The 21204-nt window shown below is 65.2% G+C and carries 19 protein-coding genes and 1 tRNA gene; 9 read left to right on the top strand and 11 right to left on the bottom strand.

Going from position 1 to position 21204, the window contains the following annotated elements; translation table 11 throughout:
• The first annotated feature begins 5 nt into the window (after positions 1-5).
• A complete protein-coding gene (locus AC5Y47_RS17615) occupies positions 6-830 on the top strand; it encodes an LLM class F420-dependent oxidoreductase (RefSeq protein WP_499945449.1) in 825 nt (274 codons plus the stop codon).
• On the opposite strand, the gene AC5Y47_RS17620 is transcribed toward AC5Y47_RS17615, so the two are convergent.
• On the bottom strand, positions 831-2348 hold the full coding sequence (locus AC5Y47_RS17620) for a carotenoid oxygenase family protein (RefSeq protein WP_499945451.1): 1518 nt from the start codon (positions 2346-2348) through the stop codon (positions 831-833).
• Positions 2349-2453: 105 nt separating this feature from the next.
• Between AC5Y47_RS17620 and AC5Y47_RS17625 the strand changes: the two genes are divergently transcribed.
• Both AC5Y47_RS17625 and AC5Y47_RS17630 read left to right on the top strand, forming a co-directional pair.
• Entirely contained in the window at positions 2454-3014 is a 561-nt protein-coding gene (locus tag AC5Y47_RS17625) for a TetR/AcrR family transcriptional regulator (RefSeq protein ID WP_499945453.1), read from the top strand.
• A 59-nt stretch (positions 3015-3073) separates the two neighbouring features.
• A tRNA-Arg gene (locus AC5Y47_RS17630) sits at positions 3074-3146 on the top strand.
• Between the two features lie 314 nt (positions 3147-3460).
• On the opposite strand, the gene AC5Y47_RS17635 is transcribed toward AC5Y47_RS17630, so the two are convergent.
• On the bottom strand, positions 3461-3868 hold the full coding sequence (locus AC5Y47_RS17635) for a hypothetical protein (protein ID WP_499945455.1): 408 nt from the start codon (positions 3866-3868) through the stop codon (positions 3461-3463).
• 263 nt (positions 3869-4131) lie between these two features.
• On the opposite strand from AC5Y47_RS17635, the gene AC5Y47_RS17640 reads away from it, so the two are divergent.
• The gene (locus AC5Y47_RS17640) at positions 4132-4965 is read left to right on the top strand and encodes a PE-PPE domain-containing protein (RefSeq protein ID WP_499945457.1); all 834 of its coding nucleotides are present in this window, start codon (positions 4132-4134) and stop codon (positions 4963-4965) included.
• Between the two features lie 83 nt (positions 4966-5048).
• Here the strand turns inward: AC5Y47_RS17640 and AC5Y47_RS17645 are convergent, their stop codons facing one another.
• The 4 genes from AC5Y47_RS17645 to AC5Y47_RS17660 all read right to left on the bottom strand — a co-directional run bounded on the left by AC5Y47_RS17645 (position 5049) and on the right by AC5Y47_RS17660 (position 10280).
• The gene (locus AC5Y47_RS17645; protein WP_499945459.1) at positions 5049-6374 is read right to left on the bottom strand and encodes a DEAD/DEAH box helicase; all 1326 of its coding nucleotides are present in this window, start codon (positions 6372-6374) and stop codon (positions 5049-5051) included.
• Between the two features lie 749 nt (positions 6375-7123).
• A complete protein-coding gene (locus AC5Y47_RS17650; protein ID WP_499945461.1) occupies positions 7124-7879 on the bottom strand; it encodes a DUF1275 family protein in 756 nt (251 codons plus the stop codon).
• 132 nt (positions 7880-8011) lie between these two features.
• Positions 8012-9151 carry a fatty acid desaturase family protein gene (locus tag AC5Y47_RS17655; RefSeq protein WP_499945463.1) on the bottom strand — a complete coding sequence of 380 codons (1140 nt, stop codon included), beginning with the start codon at positions 9149-9151 and terminating at the stop codon, positions 8012-8014.
• 13 nt (positions 9152-9164) lie between these two features.
• Positions 9165-10280 (bottom strand): ferredoxin reductase, encoded by a 1116-nt coding sequence (locus AC5Y47_RS17660; protein ID WP_499945465.1) that lies wholly within the window; start codon positions 10278-10280, stop codon positions 9165-9167.
• An 84-nt stretch (positions 10281-10364) separates the two neighbouring features.
• On the opposite strand from AC5Y47_RS17660, the gene AC5Y47_RS17665 reads away from it, so the two are divergent.
• The 5 genes from AC5Y47_RS17665 (at position 10365) to AC5Y47_RS17685 (ending at position 15760) form a co-directional block, all read left to right on the top strand.
• A complete protein-coding gene (locus tag AC5Y47_RS17665) occupies positions 10365-11576 on the top strand; it encodes a PucR family transcriptional regulator (protein WP_499945466.1) in 1212 nt (403 codons plus the stop codon).
• Positions 11577-11878: 302 nt separating this feature from the next.
• The gene (locus AC5Y47_RS17670; protein ID WP_499945467.1) at positions 11879-12322 is read left to right on the top strand and encodes an STAS domain-containing protein; all 444 of its coding nucleotides are present in this window, start codon (positions 11879-11881) and stop codon (positions 12320-12322) included.
• A 224-nt stretch (positions 12323-12546) separates the two neighbouring features.
• The gene (locus AC5Y47_RS17675) at positions 12547-13767 is read left to right on the top strand and encodes an acetyl-CoA acetyltransferase (protein WP_499945469.1); all 1221 of its coding nucleotides are present in this window, start codon (positions 12547-12549) and stop codon (positions 13765-13767) included.
• A 2-nt stretch (positions 13768-13769) separates the two neighbouring features.
• Entirely contained in the window at positions 13770-15293 is a 1524-nt protein-coding gene (locus AC5Y47_RS17680) for a carotenoid oxygenase family protein (protein WP_499945470.1), read from the top strand.
• Positions 15290-15760 (top strand): VOC family protein, encoded by a 471-nt coding sequence (locus tag AC5Y47_RS17685; RefSeq protein ID WP_499945471.1) that lies wholly within the window; start codon positions 15290-15292, stop codon positions 15758-15760. Before AC5Y47_RS17680 ends, AC5Y47_RS17685 begins: the two co-directional genes overlap by 4 nt.
• Positions 15761-15763: 3 nt before the next feature.
• Here the strand turns inward: AC5Y47_RS17685 and AC5Y47_RS17690 are convergent, their stop codons facing one another.
• The 5 genes from AC5Y47_RS17690 to AC5Y47_RS17710 form a co-directional block, all read right to left on the bottom strand.
• Positions 15764-16192, bottom strand: coding sequence for a hypothetical protein (locus tag AC5Y47_RS17690; RefSeq protein ID WP_499945473.1), 429 nt, complete (start codon positions 16190-16192; stop codon positions 15764-15766).
• 189 nt (positions 16193-16381) lie between these two features.
• Positions 16382-16858: a type II toxin-antitoxin system Rv0910 family toxin gene (locus tag AC5Y47_RS17695; protein WP_499945475.1), complete on the bottom strand. Its 477-nt coding sequence runs from the start codon at positions 16856-16858 to the stop codon at positions 16382-16384.
• Between the two features lie 6 nt (positions 16859-16864).
• Positions 16865-17044 (bottom strand): antitoxin, encoded by a 180-nt coding sequence (locus AC5Y47_RS17700; protein WP_499945477.1) that lies wholly within the window; start codon positions 17042-17044, stop codon positions 16865-16867.
• A 72-nt stretch (positions 17045-17116) separates the two neighbouring features.
• Positions 17117-19504, bottom strand: a complete 2388-nt coding sequence (locus AC5Y47_RS17705) for a cation-translocating P-type ATPase (RefSeq protein WP_499945479.1) — start codon at positions 19502-19504, stop codon at positions 17117-17119.
• Entirely contained in the window at positions 19501-21084 is a 1584-nt protein-coding gene (locus AC5Y47_RS17710; protein WP_499945481.1) for a serine hydrolase, read from the bottom strand. Before AC5Y47_RS17710 ends, AC5Y47_RS17705 begins: the two co-directional genes overlap by 4 nt.
• Positions 21085-21204: the final 120 nt, after the last annotated feature.

Here is a 21204-nt window from a genome sequence, read left to right on the forward strand (position 1 = left end):
GGAGGTTGTTGGTGGCCAAGGATTTTCGGTTCGGACTGAGCTTGCGCTTCTTCAAGTCTCGCGACGCGCTGGTGGACACCGCGAAGCGAGCCGAAGATTCGGGATTCGACATCCTCTGCGTACCCGACCATCTCGGTGCCGCCGCACCGTTTCCGACGCTGACGGCGGTCGCCATGGTGACCACGACGTTGCGGGTGAGCATGTATGTGCTCAATGCCGCGTTCTACAAGCCCGCCCTGCTCAGCCGAGACCTCGGCGGCCTCGACCTGATCAGCGACCGCCGTGTCGAGGTGGGACTCGGAACAGGTTACGTCCGAGAGGAATTCGAGGCCGCCGAGTTGCCCTACCCCAGCGCCGGCGCGCGGGTCGACTACCTCGAGCACATGACGAAGTATCTGAGCGAGCAGCACCCGCAGATGCCGATTTTGATTGCCGGCAACGGGGACCGGGTGCTGACCCTCGCAGCCCGGCACGCCCACATCGTCGGGCTGACCGGGGCCAGGGTGCGGGAGGCCGACGATCCGCTGGCCGAACGGGTGGAGTTCGTCCGCGCCGCGGCCGGCGACCGGTTCGACGCGCTGGAACTCAACCTGGCGATTACCGCGATGCCGCACGCCGGTGAGACCCTGCCGGATTTGGCGATGACCCGCCGATACACGCCCGGCCTCTCCGACGACGAGCTGCTGGCGCTGCACTCGGTGCTCAGCGGGTCACCGCGCGAGATCGCCGACACCCTGCGGGAGTATCGCGACAAGTACGGGGTGACCTCGATTACCGTGCAGGACAACCACATCGAGAACTTCGCGAAGGTCATCGCGGAGTTGCGGTAGTCAGCGTGCCCGGGGTGCGAAGTGGCCGTGGAAGCCCTGCGGGATGTGGTGGGTGAGTTGGGCGGTGGCAACGGGTCCGCGCGCCGGGTCTTCGGCGTCGAAGACGACCAACCGGGACAGGTGTTGTCCGGCTTGGTATTCGACGCTAAGCAACCAGCCGTCGTCCTCGTCTTTCGCGTCTGGGCGCGGAACGAATACCGGTTCACAGAAGCTGTTGCCGGCCCCCGCCGCGGTGTAGGTGGTCTCGGTGTTGTCGGCAAGGTCGAGTTTGGTGACCGAGTCGTACAGCGACGAGAGCTGGCGTCGGGTGTTGAGATAGACGTAGCGGTGGTGGCGTCCCTCGCGGTCGGGGTGGTGCCGGGGAAATTCGCATGCGCTGTCGCTCAACGACTCTCGGATGACCCGACCGGCGCTGGTGAGTCGGAAACGGGTGAATTCCGACGGCGACGCGTTCAGCGGAGTGGTTTGGAATCGCGCAATGCTCTTGAGTAACTGCGAGTTCTGATAGGTGATCGCGTCGACGACGACGTCGTCACCGTCGTCGTGCGCGTTGCTGAGATGGAATTGCAGGACGGCCGGGGAGTCGACCTGACGGATCTTTCCGCCGTCACGCGGCACCAGGATGAAGACGCTGCCCTTGTCCGGGCGGTACTCCAGCGCATCACCGATTGGCTTGCGGCCCAACGCGACCTGTACCAGATCGGCGACTATCGGCGACACCAGGAACACCAGATAGCGCTGGGTAATCGAAAAGTCGTGCACCATCGCCAGGTACGGCAACCGGGCGGAGCGGATACGGCGCAGCGTGCCTCGGCGATCGGCGCGGTAGATGCGCAGGTGTGGTCGCGGAAGGAATTCGACACCGAAGTTGAACATCTCGCCGGTGCTCGGACATGTGCTGGGATGCGCGGAGAACGTGGCCCCCGGGCGCAACTCGCCGCCGAATCGGCATAACCCGAACGTGTCCAGTGTGTCCGGATCGATTGCGTAGGGGGCGCCGCCCTCCCACAGCGCATACAGGTGGCCGGCATGCTCGACGATGTTGGTGTTGGCCAAGTTCGGCGGTGTCTTGGCGATGTTTTTCCGCCAGCCGCCCGGCGCCGCCGTGCCGAGGTGTGTCGTACCGCTTTTGCCCCGGTAATGCCGGGTGCGCACATACCGGTTTCGGTAGTGGACGTTGCCGTCGCGGATAGTGAAGGCGGACAGCATGCCGTCTCCGTCGAACAGGTGGTGCAACGGACGGCCGGTGTGGTCCTCCCAACGGCCCGGACCGTTGCGGTACAGCGTCCCAGACAGCTCCGACGGAATGCTGCCGTCGATTTGTGCTACCTGGTAGTCGTATTCGCCGTACTGCGGTTCGCTGACGCCGAGGCTGAGCAGATCCGCGCCCGACAGCGCCGCGAGCCGGTCGGTGGCTCGAGCACGTTCCTCGTGCGGCAGCGACGTCAGATAGCGGCGCAGGCCCGGCAAGTTCGTCAGGTCGGGTAGGGAAGCTGACTGAGTCGAACTTGCCGCCACGTGCGCTCCTTCAGCCGTAAACAACTGAGACTAATCGTGAAGGTAGTCTCAGTCCGAAGCTCAGTCAACATGCCGCGACGCGACGCTGCGGTACAAATACCGGTGATGCCCGCGACCCGATCCACTGAAGCGCTGCTGCAGGCGACGCTGCAGTTGATCACCGAGAGCGGAGTCGATGCCTTGACCCTGAGCCAGGTAGCCAGGCGCGCCGGTGTGTCGCGGGCGACGGCCTACCGGGAGTTCGGCGACAAAGACGGCTTGATCTCGGCGGTCGCGCAGCACGAGATTCAGCAGATGGTCCTCGACGTCATGTCCCGCGTCGACGCACACGCCGATCCGATGACTACGGTCGGCTCGACCGTCCTTTCGGCATTGCAGTACCTGCGCAACCACGCCGCCTTCACCTACGTGCGCGACCACGAGCCGCACTGGCTGCTACAGGCGGTGCTGCAGATCGGCGAGACCCGGATGAACGTCGTGCAGACGGTCGCCGCCATCGTCGCACCGGTGATCGCCGCCAATGAGTATCCGCGCCCGCTGTTGCCGCCCCTTCAGGCGGCCGAAATCATTGTCCGCACAGTGCTTTCGCACACGTTGATCGAACGCAGCACTCTCACCGACGAGCAGGTCGCCGACGCCGTGACCCGGGCGATCACCGTCGACTGATCCGGTTACGGTCTCTCGCGGTAGGCTGACCCCGGTCTTACTCCGCATTTTCGGTCGCCGCCCTCGTAGCTCAGGGGATAGAGCACGGCTCTCCTAAAGCCGGTGTCGCAGGTTCGAATCCTGCCGGGGGCACTCCTGGCCTGCCTGGGGACATCGTTGACTCGAGTGGTCGCCGCTCAGACGTTGCGGTTGCGTCTGTTCTGCCGCCGTTTCCAGCGGGTCTCCCTGAGGTAGACGACGGTGGCGACGGCGGCCACCAAGTAAGCGAGCTGGGCTCGGTGTATGTCGGCGTATAGGCCGTGGTGCCGTCGTTGACCACTGCTGGAGGCACGTTGGTCTCTTACGTCATTTACGATCGCTTTTCTCGGCCGCAACGAACTAATGTTTCGAGAATGTCCGCCGGCAATTGTTTTGACCGGAAATAAGGGCGCGTCAGGGAACGGCAGCTAGTCTGCCGTCGTTTGGGCAGGCCTGTCGACCCGAGCTTGGACCTTTCTGTGTTCCGAGCACCTCCAACAGTCGTAGCTCTGATCAGTTTCGGGGATGTCGTTGTCCGCACCGCAGCGTGGACAGCTAAATCGGCGGCGCCCGTCCGCGATTTTTCGTTTAGCCGGCTGAGAGCTGCCGTGCTCCCTGCTTTCAAGCAGCAGTTCTTCGACCTCGCCGTCAGGAGCAACGAGGGCAAAACCGGGTCCCAGCGGACCGAGAAAGAAGAACGTGATGGTGGCGAACGCCCAGAAGCTGCGGGCCCGAGCCATCGCAATGAATCCGGCCACTATCGCAGAGAGCAGCCAGACGAAAATCAACGTTGTGAAGAATACGAGCGCGCTGAAACCCAAGTAGTCGTCATCCATGAGAGCGGACGCTACCAAGAATCACCGAACAATCCTCGATTGTCGGAGTGACAATCCGGCCGTTGTGAAAAGTAAATTGCAGCGTGTATACCGTCGGCCACATTGTGATGTCACTTTGTAATACAGAGCGAAGTATCAGCTGTCGCCGGTGATATAACTTCGATTGCCTTTTTGAGCTGCCAGTTCGAGTCATGGCGGAAAAGGTGCCGGTGCGGGCAATTCGGCGGGGAGGAGCGCCAGGGGTGGCGGTGCTGGGACGTTCGGTGACTTCAGTTGCATTGACGTTGGCGATCGCCGGCAATGTCGTCGGATTCGCGCCCGCTCAGGCACACGCCGAGGAGGTGGCGCCGACCGGGGCCGTGGTACTGACACTCGACCCCGCATTCTCGGCGCTGCCATCGAATTGGTTACGCGGTGAATTGTTCGCAGCCCCGAATGTCACAGTCAAAGTCCCGTATAACAACTTTCCCGCTGAGATCAACGTCCACCGAGGATCCGACGCCCTCGACCGTTTTCTGCATGCCTACCCGGGACGCAAGATCGTCCTGGGTCACAGCGAAGGCGCACAAGTGGAAGACGATTGGTTGCGACGGTACGGCCCGGGCAGCGACATCGATCCCACGACGGTGACCTTCGTGCTCACCGGCGATCTGGAAAGCAAGTACAACGGCTGTGCCAGCGTGCCCAATAGCGGTTGCCGGGCCGCCTACGGTGGCAAGGGATTTCCAGCCGACACCCGCTACACCGTCAAAGTTGTTGCCCGCCAATACGATTTCTGGTCCGATTGCCCGAACGACCTTTCGAACTTCACCGCGTTGTGGAACAGGATCGCCTCGTTCTTCGTCGCGGGCAGAGGACAGTACAAAGGACCGCACGGCGATTACAGCAGTCTGAGCCTGTCCGATCCAGGCAACAAGACGTATGTGGAGGGAAACGCCACCTACATCCTGGGTGCGCCTGCCACGTACTACCTGCCGATGATCACCCTGAAACTCCTCACGCCGGATGACCAGAAGCGGTTGCAGGACATAGCAACTCGGCCAGTGGTCGAAGCCGCCTACCATCGTCCGATGGAAGCACCGGCCCCGCCCAACTGAGCTGCGACCACACCCTGCGTAATCAGCGCACGATGCTTGCGACCGTAGCCCAGGGGGTGGCGGGGCCGCCTCCGAAAGTGCCGCTAGCGTGCGCTGCCGGCTTGTTGCGGACGAACCGCACGACGCCGTCGTGCGCTCTGCCGACCACTGGCACCTTGGACGCGGTGTCCTCGCCCAGAGTTGCGCTGCTGCGTACTACGGCTTCGGACGGGTTCATCCGGCGCCGCGGCCACGGGAGCACGCAACGGAGCGATGGCACCGACCAACGCTTGCACCGGCGCGGAGTCGACGCTGACTTGTTGGGGACGCACGTCGATGCCCGCCTTGCGCATCATCAGTTGATGGTCTCTGCGCTGTTCGGGAAGCACCACGGTCACGACGTCCCCGGCGTTACCGGCCCGCGCCGTACGACCGGAGCGGTGCAGATACGCCTTGTGGTCAGCGGGTGGGTCCACATGCACGACCAGTTCGACCCCGTCGACGTGAACGCCCCGCGCCGCAATGTCGGTGGCCACCAATACCCGTGCCTCGCCGGTGCTGAAGGCAGCCAGGTTGCGATCACGCGCCGGCTGAGAAAGGTTGCCGTGCAGGTCAACTGACGGAACACCCGCTTGCGTGAGCTGCTTGGCCAGTCTGCGCGCGTGGTGCTTGGTGCGCATGAACAGCACTCGGCGGCCGCTGCCCGAGGCCAGCCGGTGCACCAGTTCCTTCTTGGCGTCGACCCCGTCGACGTGGAACACGTGGTGGGTCATGGCCGGCACCGGCGAGTCGGCGGTATCGACGCAGTGCGTCACCGGGTTTCGCAGGAAGCGTCGCACCAGTTTGTCGACACCGTTGTCCAGGGTTGCGGAGAACAACATCCGTTGCCCATCCGTCGGGGTCGCGGCCAGGATGCGGGTCACGGACGGCAGGAATCCGAGATCGGCCATGTGGTCGGCCTCATCGAGCACCGTGATCCGGACCCCGTCGAGGCTGATCAGCCGCTGCTTCATCAGATCTTCCAGGCGGCCCGGGCACGCAACGACGATGTCGATGCCGGTCTTGAGCGCGGCGACCTGCCGGTTCTGCGGCACGCCACCGAAGATCGTGGTGACCTTCAGCCGGTGTGCAGCGGCCAAAGGTTGTAAGACAGCGGCGATCTGGGAAGCCAGTTCGCGAGTGGGGGCCAGTATCAAGCCTTTCGGACCGCCCGACGACCGTTGTCCGGCCAGCCGTTCGACGAGCGGGATGCAGAACGCCAGTGTCTTTCCGCTGCCGGTCTTTCCGCGTCCGAGTGCGTCGCGGCCGGCCAGCGTGTCAGGGAGGGTTGCGACCTGGATCGGGAACGGGGACGTGATACCGCGGGCGGCCAGCTCCCGGATCGTGGATTGACCCACGCGCAGATCGGCAAAGGATGCAGTTGTATTCATGGAGAGGAACTTTCAAAGTCGTGTGTGGCGAGATTGCCGGTGGCAAAATCGATCGCCGCATGAGAGTCGTTGCGGTGCACCGACATTACGTTCAAAGCTTCGAGGACTGGAGGATCGGAATGATCCGATCTTGCCTGCGAAAGAACGGTCAACTGCGCGTAGGCGATTGGCGCGCGTGACGCTTGTCGACAACCATAGCACGTCACGCTGGCGTGACGCTCGGCGCCCACAGCCACGCTGGCGTGACGCTCGGCGCCCGACGCCCAAAGCCACGCTGGCGTGACGCTCGACGCCCAAAACCACGCTGGCGTGACGCTCGACGCCCACAGCCACGCTGGCGTGACGCTCGACGCCCACAGCCACGCTGGCTCGGCGCTCGGCGCTCGACGCCCAAAGCCACACTGGCGTGACGCTGGGCGCCCAAAGCCACGCTGGCGTGACGCTCGACGCCCAAAGCCACGCTGGCGTGACGCTCGACGCCCAAAGCCGCACTGGCGTGACGCTCGACGTCCAAAGCCAAAAGCCACGTTGGCCTGACGCTCGGCGCCTAAAGCCACAACCACGCTGGCGTGACGCTCGACGCCCACAGCCACGCTGGCGTGACGCTCGACGCCCACAGCCACGCTGGCGTGACGCTCGACGCCCACAGCCACGCTGGCGTGACGCTCGACGCCCAAAGCCACGCTGGCGTGACGCTCGGCGCGCAAAGCCACAGCCACACTGGCCTGACGCTCGAGCGGCAGACCGGCTCAGACCCTGACAGACTCAGGCTCGCTCCGCCGCTGGTTGCGATACGACCGGCTGTACAGCAAGTTGGCGACCGCTACGGCCATGCAGGCCACCGCCGGCACAATAAGCGCGTAGCCATTGATGCTGGCACCGACCAGAAGCCCCGCGACACCGCCGCCGAGAAACAGCAACAGCGTGACCGACAGGATCGCCGCCTTGTACTTGTCGATCCCGTCCTGGCGACTCCGTCCCAGGATCAGCCCCAGGTCGGTCACGGTACCGGTGAAGTGAGTGGTGCGTACCGCCATCTCGCGAAGGCTGGAGGTCAGACCGTTCTGCAGACCCAAAGCGGCAGCCGCCAGCATCGCCTGAATCGCGGCCGGTGCGACGCCGAGTTCGGAGATGAGGTCCTTGGCGGACTGTCCTTCGACCCCGAATGCGGCAAGCAGCAGCAGCACCGCCTCGAGCGCCAAAATCAAGGCGTGTCGTCGACCGGTCATCGCGTTCGTGGGCGCAAGCAGCGCCCCGGCGACGGTCGCTCCCCCCAGGAAACCGACCAAGATCGCGATGAGCAGGTGCCCTTGGTAAAGCCACGGGTTGGCCGTGGTCATGCCCAACTGGGTGGTGACGGCTGTCAGATTGCCGACCGGAAAAGCCAGGATCAGCAACGCCACCGCGTTGACGAATCCCGCGATCAGCGCGAGAACGCCGGTGTAGCCGAGAACCAACGCACGCGGAGGCGTCCCCGGCTTGCGGGGCTGCGTGTTCTCAGGCATTACCCCTACGTACCCTCTCACGCTGTTCGGCGAAACCCTGCCACAGGGCAAAAGCACTGGTGGCGGCGCGAAATCATAGATACCTCAAATGATTTCGCCGCCCTCGGCTCGAATGAGACAGTCGTCACACGGTCACGCGGCCGCGCGGGGCGCGGCCAGAATCGCCTCTCTGATCGCCGCGGGTGCGACGGCCTGGGCGGCTTTGCGCGGGAAGTCGTTCGGTAACGACAGCCGGAACACTTTCTTCCACGCCGAGGCGACCTGACGCGGCAGGCTCCCGGTGGTGTAGGTGAGTCCGTAGCGCTCGAAGAGTTCCTGCACCTTCGGTGCGATCTCCTGGTAACGGTTGCTGGGCAGGTCCGGGTACAGGTGATGCTCGATCTGGAAAGACAGGTTGCCGGTCATGAAGTGTAAAAACGCGTTGCCGCTGATGTTCGCCGAGCCGAGCATCTGGCGCAGGTACCACTGACCGCGGGTCTCCCCCTCGATGGAGGTCTTCTCGTAGGTCTGCACACCGTCGGGGAAATGCCCACACATGATGACCGAGTGGGTCCACCAGTTGCGGACCAGGTTGGCCGTCAGGTTCGCGGTCAACGTGGTGAGGGCCGACGGTCCGGACAACAGCGGGTGCAGCACGTAGTCACGCGTCAGCTGCTTGCGCACCTTGGCGAGCACCTTCTTGCCCTGCCGGCTGAACTCGTTCTTGTCGCCGCGGCCCTGCAGACGTTTGCCGATCTCCAGATCGTAGGCAGCGATGCCGTATTGGAAGAGGCAGGCGTTGACGAAGTTCCACAACGGCTGGGCCAGGTAGAACGGCTTCCAGCGCTGGTTCTCATCGACCCGCATGATGCCGTAGCCCAGATCATGGTCCTTGCCAAGCACATTCGTGTAAGTGTGGTGCACCTCGTTATGCGAGTGCTTCCACATCGCCGCCGGTGAGGCGTTGTCCCACTCCCAGGTCGTGGAGTGAATCTTGGGGTCGCGCATCCAGTCCCACTGGCCGTGCATCACGTTGTGCCCGATCTCCATGTTCTCCACGATCTTGGAGATCGACAGGCCCGCCGTGCCGAGCAGCCACGCCGGCGGGAACAGCGAGAACAGCAGCACCGCGCGACTGGCGAGTTCGAGCTTGCGCTGACCGTCGATAACCCGGCGGATGTAGGCGGCGTCACGCTCGCCGCGGCCCGCCAGCACATGTGCGCGGATGGCGTCGAGTTCGCGCCCCAGGTTTTCGACGTCCTGGTCGGACAGGTGAGCGGTCGGGTCGGTCACGTTTGACTCCTTCTCAGACTTCGAGTTCGCAGGCGCCGGCAGCGGCCGAGACGCACGTCTGGATCTGCACGTCGTCGCCACCGTCGGTGGCCATGGTGATGTCGCCGTTGCGCAGATCGCGCACGGCACCTTGCTTGAGCGGTACGACGCAGCCGAAGCAGATGCCCATGCGGCATCCCGACGGCATCAGCACCCCGGCGCTTTCACCGGCATCCAGCAGCGTCTGGGATCCGTCGGCGTCCACGACACTGCCCGATCTGGCGAATGTCACGGTGCCGCCTTCGCCGGTCGTGATGACGGCGGGCCGGAATCGTTCGATGTGCAACCGCTCGGCGATACCGTCAGCGGCCCAACGTTGTTCGAGCGCGTCGAGTAACCCGGCCGGACCGCAGGTCCAGGTCTGGCGGTCGGCGAAGTCGGGGACCAGCTCTTCCAAGGCCGATACGTCCAGCATGCCGTCGACGTCGGTGTGCTTCTCTATCAGGCGGATTCGTCCCTGACGGGCCAGCATGCGCAGGTCCCAGCCGAAGATGGCGTCGTCGCGCGTCGGTGCGGAATGCACCACCACGATGTCCGGGGCACCGGCCAGGTTGCGCAGCATCCCCATCACCGGGGTGATGCCGCTGCCGGCGGTCAGGAACAGGATCTTGGCCGGCGGCTGCTCACCGAGGGTGAAGTCACCGGCCGCCTGGTCGAGCTGGATGACGGTGCCAACGGTGGCGCGCCGGACGAGGTGATTGCTGACCACTCCGCCCGGGATGGCTTTCACGGTGATCGAGAAGCAGCCGTCGCGCCGGTGCGTCTTGGAGGTCAGGGAGTACGCCCGCCATTGCCGGACGCCGTCGACGTCCACGCCGACCCGGACGTATTGGCCGGGAAGGTGGGGCCGCCAGCCGCGTCCGGGTTTGATCACCAGGGTGGCGGCGTCGCGGGTTTCGGGATGGATCGCGACGATGCGACCGCGCAAGGTCGCGCCGGAGCGCAGCGGGTCGATGACGTCGAGATAGTCGGCCGGTACCAGCGGCGTGGCGAGCGGTATGGCGATCCGCTCGGCAAACTCCAGCACTCGGGCGCGCAGGCCGCCGACGATTTCGGACCGAAGGGCGAACCGGGGTGCGGTTGTCGTCATGATTCCATCGTCGTTGTTCTTGAATGTAAAGTCTTGACTGAAGCGTGTGAAGAATTGCATTGTTTTTGTTCGGAAAGGATAAGTATGCCGGACTCGTCGCTTCGGCTGACGGGTTTGCGTCTCGATGAACCCGTGGTCAGGGCGCTGGAGGCGATCCTGCCCGCCATGGCCGAGCGAACCGTGACTGCGATCACTATCGAGGTACCCAGCTACGCAGATGCGTTCAGCGGGCGAATGGGCCAGAACATCGAGGATGCGGTGCAGACGTCGCTGGGTGCGTTCCTGCGACTGGTCACCCGCGCCGAGGATTCAGATCCCGGACCGCCCCTGTCGCCGGCGCTGGACGGTGCGTACGAGCTGGGCCGAGGGGAGGCGAGGCAGGGTCGCTCGATGGACGCGCTGCTGTCGGCTTTCCGGGTTGGGGCGCGAGTGGCTTGGCGCGAGCTGTCCACGACCGCGGTGGCGGCGGGGCTGCCCGCGGCGACGATCGCCAGGTTCGCCGAGTTGGTCTTCGCCTACATCGACGAACTCTCCGCATCCAGCGTGTCCGGTCACGCCGACGAACTGGCCACGTCCGGGCGCGCCCGTCAGCGCTACCTGGAACGGCTGACCCAGAATCTGCTGGCCGGCCAACCGTCGGCCACGTTGCTCGCCGACGCCGACGCCGCGGGCTGGCTGACTCCCGACACGCTGACGGCGGTGCTGCTGCCCTCGACGCAGGCCCGTGGGTTGGCGGCGCAGTTCGGCCAGTCGACGCTGCAGCTGTCGGAGGATCTGCCCGGGGTGGATCCCAGTGAGGCACTTGCGGTGCTACTGGTGCCGGACATGGCGGGAGGCTTGCGGGGTCGACTGCTGTCGGGGCTCTCCGCACGCCGGGCGATCGTGGGGCCGGCCAGACCGTGGCTCGAGGCCCGGTCGTCCTATCAGCGGGCGCTGCGTGCTCGCGAACTGGTGCGCACCGACACCGGCGCTGCCCTGGACACCGACGACCATCTGGTCGAGCTCGTGCTGGGCGCCGATCGGGAAGCCGCCGACGACCTGCGTGCCCGGGCCCTGGGTCCGCTTTCGCACCTACCAGCCAATACCGCCGACCGGCTCACCGAGACGCTGCGCTCATGGCTGCTACATCAGGGGCGGCGCGACGCGGTGGCCGCCGATCTGTTCGTCCACGCACAAACCGTGCGCTACCGGATGACTCAGCTACGCGAGTTGTACGGCGACCGGCTCAACGATCCGCGGACGGTGTTGGAACTGACGATCGCCCTCGGCCTATCTGCCGGCTCTTCGCCCGCCTGAAACACCTGCGTCGGCGTCGGTCATCCGACTGCCGCCAAGCAATCATCGGCGTATTGGATTGCTGCACAATAAGTTACAGCGGAAGGGTCGCGGCGGCGTAAGCGGCGACCGTGCCCGGACTGTGCGCAGGGCCGAAAACTGAGCTAGGCTCATGGGACAAGTTGAAGCCACAGCCTGTGGACACGCCGCACAGTGCATCCGGCTACGTTCCCTTTCCAGTAGGGATTTTGACGACCGGTTACTGCTTGCTCATCGCGGCGTCTCGAAACCTGTTACGGCAACCATCGAATCGAGATTCGCCGATGACCGCTTCACGCTACCCACAGCCCACCTCTCCCGGCTTCACCTCATACTCCCCCGGTGCCTGCACCGTCGTCTGCAACGGCACCAGAATGCGTGCCTACTGCCGCCACGGCGTGACCGTGGTGCAAGTCACAGGTGAGATCGACGCCACCAACATCGACCGCTTCTACCACTACGCCCACCGGTTCGTCTCCGTCGCTCCTGGACTGATCATCGAGCTCAGCGAAGTCGACTTCATCTGCGCCAAAGGAATTTTCGCGCTGCAGGCGCTCGTCAACGAGTGCCGAGCCGCCAAGACCAGCTGTGTCGTCGTGGCAAGCCGGGCAGTCCAGAGAGTGCTGCGCGTCGGCGATCCCAACGACGGGTTGGCGACGGCGAACTCCGAGGGCGAAGCGCTCGCCGCGGTAACACCCGGCTTGCAGTTGACCCGAACCGCGTCCTGACTTCTCGTCCATCAAGGGCTAAACGCCTGATTCGCCGGATATCTCTCACAACATGTTTGTCAATCGCTTTGGATGGCAATGTTGAACCGGAGGTGGGCATATCGGCCGGCCTATATGCCCACCCAGGTCCCGTCGGTTCAGCCCGAGAGCCGACGGGACCGCTTTATTTTCGGGTCGGTGAGTAACCCGGATGGGCGTACCGCCCTGGGAGTACCGTGCCGCGTATGGACGGTGTCTGCGGCGTGTGGATCCTGGGCGGCTACCAGAGCGACTTTGCCCGGAACCTGAACCGCGAGAACCGTGACTTTGCGGCGCTGACCACCGAGGTCGTCGACGGCACGCTCGCCGCGGCCCGAATTCCCGCCGCCCAGATCGCGGTGGTGCACGTCGGAAACGCCTTCGGCGAGATGTTCGCCCAGCAGGGCCACCTCGGCGCGATGCCCGCCACCGTCTGCGGCGAGCTATGGGACACCCCCGCCGCCCGGCACGAGGCGGCATGCGCTTCGGGCAGTATCGCCGCCCTGGCTGCGATCTCCGATCTGCGGTCCGGGGCCTACGACGCCGCGCTGGTCGTCGGTCTGGAGTTGGAAAAGACCGTGCCTGGCGACACAGCCGCCCAGTATCTCGGCGCGGCGGCTTGGACGGGACACGAGGGGGCCGACGCACGCTATCTGTGGCCGTCGATGTTCGGCCAGGTCGCCGACGAATACGACCGGCGCTACGGGCTGGACGACACCCATCTGCGCGCCATCGCGGCACTCAATTTCGCCAACGCACGCCGCAATCCCAACGCCCAGACCCGTGGCTGGACGGTCCCGGACCCGATCACCGACGACGAGGCAACCAATCCGGTCACCGAGGGCCGGTTGCGCAGGTTCGACTGCAGCCAGATGACCGACGGCGGCGCCGGACTGGTGCTGGTCAACGACTCCTATCTGCGGCAACACCCCTCGGCGCGACCGATCGGGCGGATCGACGGGTGGGGGCATCGAACGGTCGGGCTGGGATTGCGGCAGAAACTGGACCGCGCCGCCGACGACCCCTATGTGCTGCCTCACGTGCGGTCGGCGGTGCTCGACGCGTTGCGCCGCGCGCAGCGGACGCTCGACGAGGTGGACGGCTTCGAGGTGCACGACTGCTTCACGCCCAGTGAGTACCTGGCCATCGACCACATCGGACTGACCGGGCCGGGCGAATCGTGGAAAGCGATCGAGAACGGTGAGATCGAGATAGGCGGTCGGTTGCCGATCAACCCCAGCGGCGGGCTGATCGGCGGCGGGCACCCGGTGGGGGCGTCTGGAGTTCGGATGCTCGTGGACGCGGCCAAGCAGGTCAGTGGCACGGCCGGCGACTACCAGGTCGAGGGTGCCCGGACTTTCGGCACGCTCAACTTCGGCGGCAGTACCGCCACCACCGTGAGTTTCGTTGTCGGCGAAGGCGTTTGACCATGGATGTGCAGATTGTCGGGAAGTATCTGTCGACGCTGCCCGAGGATGACGACCACCCCTACCGCACCGGTCCGTGGCGACCGCAGACCACCGAGTGGGACGCCGACGATCTGACCGTCGTGGACGGCGAGCTTCCCGGTGACCTGGACGGCATCTACCTGCGCAACACCGAGAACCCGTTGCACCCGGCGTTCAAGACGTATCACCCGTTCGACGGCGACGGGATGCTGCACATCGTCGGCTTCCGCGACGGCAAAGCATTCTACCGAAACCGGTTCATCCAGACCGAGGGCTTCCTGGCGGAAAACGAAGCGGGCGAACCACTTTGGCCCGGATTGGCCGAGCCGGTACAGATCGCCAAACGTGAACGTGGTTGGGGTGCGCGCGAACTGATGAAGGATGCATCGAGCACCGATGTCATCGTCCACCGCGGTGTCGCCCTGACCAGCTTCTACCAGTGCGGTGACCTGTACCGGGTGGATCCGCATTCGGCGAACACGTTGGGCAAGGAAACCTGGAACGGAAAGTTCCCGTCCGACTGGGGAGTGTCGGCACATCCCAAGGTGGACAACACGACCGGCGAGTTGTTGTTCTTCAACTACAGCAAGCAGGACCCGTACATGCGCTACGGGGTCGTCGACGCGAACAACGACCTCGTCCACTATGTCGACATCCCACTGCCCGGGCCACGCCTCCCGCACGACATGGCGTTCACCGAAAACTACGCCATACTCAACGATTTCCCGTTGTTCTGGGATCCGCAGCTGCTCGAGCACCGGGTGCACCTGCCGCGCTATCACGCGGACATGCCGTCGCGGTTCGCGGTGATCCCGCGGCGGGGCGGCACGCAGGAGATCCGGTGGTTCGAAGCCGACCCGACGTACGTGCTGCACTTCACCAATGCCTACGAGGACGGCGACGAGATCGTGCTCGACGGATTCTTCGAAGGCGCACCCCAACCGCTGGAGAGCGGGGCCGGACCAACCGGCAAGTGGGAGAAACTGTTTCGCTTCCTGGCACTGGATCGGATGGATGCCCGCCTGCACCGGTGGCGGCTGAACCTGTTGACCGGGAAGGTGACGGAAGGCCCGCTGTCGGACTCGGTCACCGAATTCGGGATGATCAACACCGACTACCTGACCAGCGACTACCGCTATGTGTACGCCGCAAGTGGCAAGCCGGGCTGGTTCCTGTTCGACGGCTTGGTCAAACACGACCTGCGCACCGGCGACGAGGAACGCTTCTCATTCGGTGACGGCGTGTACGGCAGCGAGACCGCGATGGCACCCCGGGTCGGCGGCACTGCTGAGGACGACGGCTACCTGGTCACGTTGACCACGGACATGAATGCCGATGCGTCGTACTGTCTGGTGTTCGATGCGGCCCGGGTCGGCGACGGGCCGCTGTGCAAACTTGCGCTGCCCGAACGCATTTCCAGCGGTACCCATTCCACGTGGGTGCCGGGTGCCGAGTTGCGCCGTTGGGGCGAAGTGGATTCCGCGGCGACGGCGGTCGGCCTGTGAACGGGGGCCGGGTCACGCACTGGCCGGCGCAGCTGGCCTCGGTCGGTGCCATCCGTTTCGCCCGTCGCTCGTCGAATTACGCCGAGACGGTACGGTTCTACCGCGAACTGGTCGGGTTGCCGCTGTTCGAGACGTTCAGCGAGAGCTACGGCAGCAACGGCGCGATATTCGGGCTGCCCGGCTCGTCGTTGACGATGGAGATCGTGGAGTCCGTGACCGCGCCGGCAGTGGACCCGCACGACCAGCTGTGCCTGTACTTTCCGGACAGGCAAGCCCAGCAGCACGCCATCACCCGGCTGGAGGAGGCAGCGGTTCCGCGCGTCGAGCAGCATCCGTACTGGGAGGCCACCGGTGCCGTCACTTACCGCGACCCGGACGGTCGCGAAGTCGTCTTCGCGCCGTTCGTGTACGGGGTCAACGAGCCCGTCGACAGCTCAGCATCCGGCACGCATCGGTTTCCGGGCTGACCGCTAGCGCCGAGCGTCCAGCGCCGCCACCACCACCGCCCACACCGCGCAGGCCACCGCGCCGGCCGCGGCGACCGCACCGACGTAGAAGCCGTACTCGGCCGATACCTGCACGCTGATGTTGCGCCGGTAGTACAACACCACGAGTCCCACCACGAGCAGTGAAATGACCAGCGTCGCAATCGAAGCCGAGCGGGCGGACAATCCGCGCCCGACCATCGCGCCGGCCACCAGCAGTGCCGAGGACAGCAACAAGATCAGTTGGCCCGCACCGAATCCACGTGGCAGTTCCAGGCTGCCGTGGGTGCCCCCGATCGCGTTCGCCCAGCCGCCGCCGTCGACCTGCGTCGTCAGCCAGGGCAACCAGGTACTGGTGGCGAGCACCATGGCGCACAGCGCCACCATCCAGCCGGGGCGGGGGCGGCGACTCATGTTTGCGAGGTTAACCGAAGGCCGCTGCCTCGACCGAGCGTCACGCCAGCGTTGCGTTTGGCGCCGAGCGTCACGCCAGCGTGGCAACAGGAGTCAGCTCCGCAGCGACGACAGGTTGAACGCGGCCCCGGTGTGATCGGTCGCGGCGGGCAACCGTCCGTTAACTCGGCCGGACCGCAAACTGACCGGTCACTGATGGACGACCCGGCCCCCGTTCATGCCCGGATCGGGACGGGTGAACACCGTGACGAAGTTCTGCAGCGACTCGCGGATGTCGCTGCGCAGCGCCGCGGCCACCACCATGCCGATCGGCCCGAACAGCGCGGGACCACCAAGATGCACGTCGAAACTGACGACGGAGGAACCCTCGCCGTTGGGGGCGACCTTGGCGATCAGCTTGACCTTGACACCGCCGACGCCGTCGCCGTTGAGTGTCATACCTTCCGGCGGCTTGTAGCGCACGATCGTCCACTTGATCCGGTTGGTCATGCCCTTGACCTCGACATAGGACTCGAGGACGGTGCCCTTCTCGATGACTTCCGGTAGCTTGCTGCGCCACACCTTGTGGATGGTCAGCCAGTCCTTGTATCGGGTCAGGTCCGACGCATGCTTCCACGCCTCTTCCGGCGGGAGCGGAACGTCGATCGCTCCGGAGAGTTTCGCCATCCGCCGCTACCCCTGCTGGTCGCCGGGGCCGGCCACCTTCTTGGCGCCCTCCTGCACCTTGTGGATGGTGTCGGTGTACTTATGCTGCGTCTTTTCGTCGACGAACTCGCCGGCCTTGTTGATCACCGTCTCGACCTTGTCGGCGTTCTGCGACAACAGGCCCTTGGCCTTGTCCAGAAATCCCATCTGATCGTCCCTTCCCTCGAAGAGCCCCTCCCCCGGAGCCCCTGATTGCCGGTACGACCCTATCTGCCGCTGCTAACCACGCCACACTTGCGGTTTCACTCCCAGGACCCTGGCCCGCATCCACCACAAGGCCTCGATGACGGCCGCCCCCGTCGCACCGATTGCCAGCGCCGTCGTCGTCGCCCACAGGTTCGACGGATCGAGGAAGAACTTCTGTTGCGTCCACGGCAAGCTGAAGATCAGCACGTACGCCAGCGCGGAGACGATGACCAGCGCCAACCGCCACCATTGGTAGGGGCGGGCCGCCACGGCCAGCACCCACACCGCCGTCACGAGCAAGGTGATCAGCGCCGTCGTCGACGCCTGGTCCTGCTCCACTCCCGTCGCATGCCGGCCGTGATAGGCGGTGAGATACGAGACGAACGTCGCGACTCCCACGACGAGGCCGGACGGCAACGCCGAGGTCAGCACCCGCCGCACGAAACCCGGGTAAGCACGCTCGTTGTTGGGCGCCAACGACAAGATGAAGGACGGAATGCCGATCGTGAACCAGGCCGCGATGGTGATGTGAATGGGCTGGAACGGGAACAACAGCGGATCGGCACCCAATGGCTTGGCCAGTAGGCATTCGATGCCGACCAGCAGTGCCAGCAACGCCGAATACACCGTCTTGGTCAGGAACAGGCTCGCGACGCGTTCGATGTTGCCGATCACTCGCCGCCCCTCGCCCACCACATAGGGCAGCGTCGCGAACTTGTTGTCCAGCAACACAAGTTGCGCTACCGCGCGGGCCGCCGGACTGCCCGCACCCATCGCCACGCCGATGTCGGCGTCTTTGAGGGCGAGCACGTCGTTGACACCGTCACCGGTCATTGCCACCGTGTGCCCGTGCGCCTGCAGGGCGTGCACCATGGTGCGCTTCTGATCGGGGCGCACCCGGCCGAATGTGGTGTAGGTGTCCAGGGTCTCGGCCAGTTCGGCTGGTTCGGACGGCATCCGCCGGGCGTCCATCGTCTCGCCGTGCAGTCCGAGCCTGTCGGCCACCGCGGCGACCGACACGGCGTTATCCCCGGAGATCACCTTGACGGTAACGCCTTGAGCCGCAAAGTATCCCAGTGTTTCACCGGCATCCGGGCGCACCTTCTGCTCCAGCACCACCAGGGCGACGGGAGCGACGGCACCGGGCGCTTCGGGATCGTCGACCGCGGTGGCGCTGGTGCCGAGCAGCAGCACCCGCAGGCCCTGCCCGCCGAGCGTCTCGGCTTGCGCGGCCGGCTCCGAGTCCGGGTCGAGCAGCACGTCGGGCGCCCCGATCACCCAGTCCCCGTGATCGCGGTAGGACACGCCGCTCCATTTGGTCGCGGACTTGAAAGGCGCTGTGGCGGTGACGGTCCAACCGGGAGGGTCGGGATATGCGTCGGCTATCGCCTGCATGCTGGCGTTCGGACGGGGGTCGGCCGCCGCCAGCGCGGCGAGCACGTCGGCGGGACTTTCGCCGGCCGGGCCGAGATCTTCGACCTCGGCTACCCGCATGCCACTCTCGGTCAGCGTGCCGGTCTTGTCAGCACAGACGACGTCGACCCGGGCCAGTCCCTCGATCGCGGGCAACTCCTGCACCAGGCATTGGCGCCGACCGAGTCGCACGACGCCGATCGCGAATGCGATCGAGGTCATCAGCACCAGACCTTCCGGCACCATCGGCACCAACGCACCCACGGTCGCCAACACGGACTCGCGCCAGCCCGCGTTGGTGGTGAACAACTGGGTGTAGATGGTGAGGAGTCCGGCCGGTATCAGCAAGTAGGTGATGAACTGCAGGATTCTGTTGATACCGTTGCGCAGTTCGGATTTCACCAACGTGAACTTGCTGGCCTCGGCGGCGAGTCTGGCCGCGTAGGCGTCACGGCCGACCTTGGTGGCGCGGTACGCTCCGGAGCCGGCGACGACGAAACTGCCCGACATGACTTCCTCGCCCGACTGTTTGGCGATCGGGTCGGCTTCGCCGGTGAGCAGTGACTCGTCGACCTCGAGATTGTCCACTTCGAGGATCTGCCCGTCGACCACGATCTGGTCGCCCGGACCGACCTCGATCACGTCGTCGAGCACCACCTCGTCGGGGGGGCGGGCACACGTTCCGGATTGCCTGCGCACCAATGGTTTTGCCTGTCCGACGATGGCCAGTTCGTCCAGCGTCCGCTTGGCGCGGATCTCCTGGACCATGCCGATGACGCTGTTGGCGACGATCAACAAGCCGAACAGCCCGTTGATCACCGACCCGGTCACCAGCACGATGGCGAACAGCACACCCAGGATTGCGTTGATCCGGGTGAAGACGTTGGCCCGCGCGATCTGCGCGATGCTGCGGGTGGCGCGCTCGGGAAGGTCGTTGGCTTGCCCGTCGGCGACCCGTTGCGCCACTTCGGCATCGGACAATCCGGTCACGGCAGGCGCGGCGGTCATCGGTTGAATGTTCCGAGCTTGTCGGCGTCGTAGTACTCGAGGTTCAGCGCGTTGCCGACGAAGGTCGCTTTGGAAATCGAACCGGGCAAGGCGTTTTCGTTGGTCAGCGGGAATGTGAAGGTGTCGCCGTCCCAGTGGGTCAGGTCGAAGGTCTGGTTCTTGGGCCCTAGCGCCAGCTGCAGGCGGCCGTCACGTTCGGTGACGGTGGCCGGCCCCCAATAGTCGTTCGCGTAGACACCGACGTATTCGGTCAGCGGCCGGGCCGGAGCCGGGTTGACCGGAGGTGGCCTGCCGACCAGTGAACCGTCCGGGCGGTTCATCGGACCCAGTTGTTGCCGGTACAACGTGGCCCAGTCCTCCCGCACCTGGCCGTACTGCACCAGGTCCATGAACTCGGCCGTCAGCGCTTCCGGCACACCGTAGGGAGCGGCGTTGGTCAGCGCGACGATGGCCACGTCCTCCGACGGCAACACCGCGAAAGTCGTTGCCGCGCCTAGTCCGAACGCTCCCGAGTGACTGTACTGGGTACGTCCGGATGAGGTCACCGACACATTGAAACCGTAGCCGTAGGTGCCGGCCCGCGCCTGCGGGTTTTTTGCGGCCACGGAGATCACCTGCGGGGTGAGAGCGGGCTGCAACGCTTCCGGTGAGGTGATGCGCTGACCGTTGTAGGTACCGCGGGCGAGCAGCATGGTCAGCCAGTGCGCCATGTCGTTGACCGACGAGCTCACCCCACCCGCGGGAGTCTGGGCGTCGGGGTCGCGCTGGAAACGTGCTTCCCATTTGTCGCCGATCTTGATGTGGTTGACCGCTCGGTTGGGCCTGGCCAGGAAGTCGGCGAGCCGGGAACTCGTCGAGGCCATCCCGAGCGGTCGGTAGAGCACTTCGTCGGACAGGTCCTCCCAGGACTTGCCGGCGGCGGCCGCGGCGGCGCTGGCACCGGCGGTCACCCCGAAGTTGGTGTAGGCGTAGCTGTTCCGGAAAGGGGCCAGACTCAGATACTTCAGGTGCTCCAGCACTTGCCGGCGGTCGTAGCCCAGGTCTTCCAGGGCATCGCCGGCGTGGTCGGGCAACCCGGAGCGGTGCGAATAAAGGTCGGCGACTGTCACGTGCTCGGTGACGTAAGGGTCGCTGAGCGCGAACCACGGCAGCTTCGACACCACGGGCGTGTCCCAGGTGATGGCACCGTCGGTGACTTCGTGCGCCACCACGGTCGCACCGATCGACTTCGATATCGAGGCCAGTTGAAAGACGGTGTCGGCGTTGACCTTGTTGTCCGCAGCGTCTGGCCTGCTTGCATCCCTGATGCCGAACCCCTTGGCGTACAACGTCTTCCCGCCGCGAACGATCGCCACCGCCATACCCGGGATGCCGCTGTTCTTCATCAGTTCGGCCACCAGGCCGTCGACCTTGGCGACGGCGTCGTCGATGCGGCCGGCGGGGATCTGCAAGCCGGAGAACTCGTTGGGCGGCACCTGGACCGGCGTGGACGACGGACTGGACGCCGGTCGCCCGGGACCACAGCCAACCAGCGACACCATCAGCAGCAGGACTGCGGCCGTCGCCGCACGTTTCCTCATGGCTAATCCTTTTCCCGCGAGCGCGCTCAAATGTACGACGACACGCCGTTTTGGCCGTACATTTGAGGACCCTCGCGCCCGATGAAGCGGGCCGGCATCTGGTTTCGCGGGAAGGAAACC

The sequence above is a fragment of the Mycobacterium sp. NGS22 genome (genome assembly GCF_059813095.1).